The sequence below is a fragment of the Flavobacterium sp. genome, from assembly GCF_043720215.1.
Lineage (GTDB): Bacteria > Bacteroidota > Bacteroidia > Flavobacteriales > Flavobacteriaceae > Flavobacterium.
Window position 1 is genome coordinate 1 of sequence record NZ_JAYSSZ010000239.1, and the last position, 2,930, is coordinate 2,930.

At 31.1% G+C, this 2,930-nt stretch carries 6 protein-coding genes; 5 read left to right on the plus strand and 1 reads right to left on the minus strand.

What is annotated here, in order from left to right; genetic code table 11:
* Positions 1-224 precede the first annotated feature (224 nt).
* The 5 genes from ACHZC3_RS10590 to ACHZC3_RS10610 all read left to right on the plus strand — a co-directional run bounded on the left by ACHZC3_RS10590 (position 225) and on the right by ACHZC3_RS10610 (position 2,396).
* Positions 225-404: a hypothetical protein gene (locus ACHZC3_RS10590; protein ID WP_394759831.1), complete on the plus strand. Its 180-nt coding sequence runs from the start codon at positions 225-227 to the stop codon at positions 402-404.
* Between the two features lie 83 nt (positions 405-487).
* The gene (locus tag ACHZC3_RS10595) at positions 488-631 is read left to right on the plus strand and encodes a hypothetical protein (RefSeq protein ID WP_394759832.1); all 144 of its coding nucleotides are present in this window, start codon (positions 488-490) and stop codon (positions 629-631) included.
* Between the two features lie 113 nt (positions 632-744).
* Positions 745-1,419 carry a tRNA (guanosine(46)-N7)-methyltransferase TrmB gene (trmB, locus tag ACHZC3_RS10600; RefSeq protein WP_394759833.1) on the plus strand — a complete coding sequence of 225 codons (675 nt, stop codon included), beginning with the start codon at positions 745-747 and terminating at the stop codon, positions 1,417-1,419.
* On the plus strand, positions 1,420-2,061 hold the full coding sequence (locus tag ACHZC3_RS10605) for a lysine transporter LysE (protein WP_394759834.1): 642 nt from the start codon (positions 1,420-1,422) through the stop codon (positions 2,059-2,061).
* The gene (locus tag ACHZC3_RS10610) at positions 2,061-2,396 is read left to right on the plus strand and encodes an MGMT family protein (RefSeq protein WP_394759835.1); all 336 of its coding nucleotides are present in this window, start codon (positions 2,061-2,063) and stop codon (positions 2,394-2,396) included. Before ACHZC3_RS10605 ends, ACHZC3_RS10610 begins: the two co-directional genes overlap by 1 nt.
* Before the next feature lie 85 nt (positions 2,397-2,481).
* Here ACHZC3_RS10610 and ACHZC3_RS10615 read toward each other — a convergent pair whose 3' ends face one another.
* Positions 2,482-2,730: an SPOR domain-containing protein gene (locus ACHZC3_RS10615; RefSeq protein WP_394759836.1), complete on the minus strand. Its 249-nt coding sequence runs from the start codon at positions 2,728-2,730 to the stop codon at positions 2,482-2,484.
* Between the last annotated feature and the right edge of the window lie 200 nt (positions 2,731-2,930).

The window sequence follows — 2,930 nt, forward strand, 5'->3', positions numbered from 1 at the left end:
GATTTGTTGGTGTTTCCATAGGTACTAAAAGTGTTTAATTTTTAGTCAACCTATTTTAGGACGATACATTGTTTAAATTGCAGTACAACGTTCCGCGGCTTGAAGCAGTAGTGGTTTCGTGGAACGATTATTTCCTGTTAAAGATAAGATTTTTCAGCGGAAAATCGAACGTGTTCTTTATTGATTTGTAGCTATTGTGCTAAACCGACTTAAGTCAGCTAGCGATGTACGAAACAGGTAAAAGTGACTTGTTAACAGATGCAATGACCAAGATGACTAAAATTCTAATATTCTTCAAACAAAGACAAATAGTTTCGAAAGAAGAAAATGAGCTCTTAGATAAACAACAATCTAGAGTGCAAGAAATGGTAAAACATCAAGTCAATGAATTAAAGTACAAATAAATGAAAGAGCAACGAGCGCTAGATAAAATTGGAAAAAATACAACCAAAGCTTGCAACTCTATTTGTTAGCGCAGCATTTACAAATGAGCAAGTCAGAACTAGCCAATATAATGCAGCATCAAGCCATTGCGGGAATTCAAAAATACAGTTTAGCCAATCAAACCAAACAATTATTAAAACTAGAAGCCATAAAGAGTCAGTTAGATTATATTGATGCCAAATATTAAACTCCATTTTTTTGTAATCTAAATAATTGTGCCCAACGGGTTACACAAACATTATTACAAGTTTATATCTATTGATTTATATTTTCCTATTTTTGCGAAAATATTTAATAAAAGTGGGAAGTAAAAATAAGATGAAGAGGTTTGGGGAGAACGAAACGTTTGGTAATGTTTTTCAACCAACTCGTGAGGAAGTAGTGTCAGATTCATTTGCATTAAAAGGAAAATGGAATCAAGATTTTTTTAAGAATGACAATCCAATTGTATTAGAATTAGGTTGCGGAAAAGGCGAATATTCTGTTGGTTTGGCTGCAAAATTTCCAAACAAAAACTTTGTAGGTATCGATATAAAAGGCGCTCGTTTTTGGCGTGGTGCAAAAACCGCGGTCGAAACCGGACTTCATAACGTCGCTTTTGTTCGTACGCAAATAGAATTGATAAATCATATTTTTGCCGAAAATGAAGTAGATGAAATTTGGATTACTTTCCCTGATCCGCAAATAAAATACAAACGCACCAAACACAGAATGACCAATTCAGAATTTCTGCAATTATATAAAAAAATTCTAAAGCCTGACGGAATTATGAATCTAAAAACAGATTCTGAGTTTATGCATGGTTATACACTTGGTTTGTTGCATGGCGAAGGTCATGAAGTTTTATACGCCAATCATAATGTATACACAAACGAAGGCTCGCCTGAAGAAGTGACCGAGATTCAGACATTTTACGAAAAGCAATATTTGGAAATTAACAAATCTATTACGTACATTAAATTTAAAATAAAATAAATGCAGTTTGTTTTACCTCTTTTTTTAGGTTTTTTAGCTTCTTTAGTTGGTGTTTTTCCGCCTGGCATCATCAATATGACTGGAGCAAAAATAAGCACCGAAGATGGTAAAACTAGAGCATTGCTGTTTACAGTAGGAGCATTAATTGTTGTTTTTTTTCAAACCTTGATTGCTCTAATTTTTGCTCAATATATTTCAGATCATTTAGAAATAATAAACGGGCTTAGAATAATTGGTTTTTTGGTTTTTTCAATAGTAACTATTTATTTCTTCTTTGTAGCGAAAAAAGCAAAAAAGATAAAGTCTAAAAAAATTAAAATTAAAAGCAAAAAGAGTCGTTTTTTTCTCGGAATGTTTATTTCTGCAATTAATTTTTTTCCAATTCCATATTATGTATTTGTAAGTATAAGTTTGGCTTCGTTTAACTATTTTGTTTTCAATGCCATATCTATTTATTCTTTTGTAATTGGTGTGGTTTTTGGATCTTTCGTAGTGTTTTACAGCTATATTTATTTTTTCAAAAAAATTGAAACCAAAACAGATTTTATTGTTAGAAATATGAATTCAATAATAGGTTCAGTAACTGGTGTAGCTGCTATTATAGCATTGTATCAAATTGTCAAATATTATTTTAATATGTAATGTCTTTAAAGCCTGGGGATAATTTTTTTGAAAGAGTTTATGAAGTAGCACGGCAAATTCCTTACGGAAAAGTTACGTCTTATGGTGCTATTGCAAAAGCTTTGGGAGCAACTCGTTCTGCCAGGATGGTTGGTTGGGCAATGAATGCTGCTCACAATCTTGAAGATGTTCCTGCACATCGAGTTGTCAATAGAAAAGGTTTACTTACAGGAAAACACCATTTTGAAGGAACAAACCTTATGCAACAATTGTTAGAAAGCGAAGGTATTGATGTTATAGATAATCAGATTCAGAATTTTGACACCGTTTTTTGGGAACCGAAAATGAATAAATAATATTCAAAAGCCAATTTACTTCTCCTTAAAATATTTTAACGAGGTTCAATCCAAACGACTTTATGACTTATATCTGTAAAACTTTCTACTTATTCGGTTTTACTAAAAAAGCATTAGGGTATTTTTTTTTCAAAGCGTTTAGTTTATTCTCAGCTTCAATTCTAGTTTTAAAGTTGCCAACCCAAACTTTATATATTGGTGTATTAAAAACTATAGTCGCGTCAATATTTTTGTTTTCTTTTCTAAAATCGGTCAATGCTTTCTTGCTTGTTTCGCTATCTCCAGTAAAAATCTGAATTTTATAACGATCATTTATGGTTATCGACGAATTCATTTTTCTTTTTTCGTTCAAAAGCTGTTCGAATCTAGAATCTTGCTTAATAAAAGTTTTTTCCTCTTGAGAAAAACAATTTGAAGAAAAAATCACAAAAAAAACAATGCCGAAAATGCCTTTTCGAAAACTTAAAATTCTCATAATGAATATATTTTTAAACAAAAATACATTTTAACTTCTTAAAGATTTCAAAAAATATT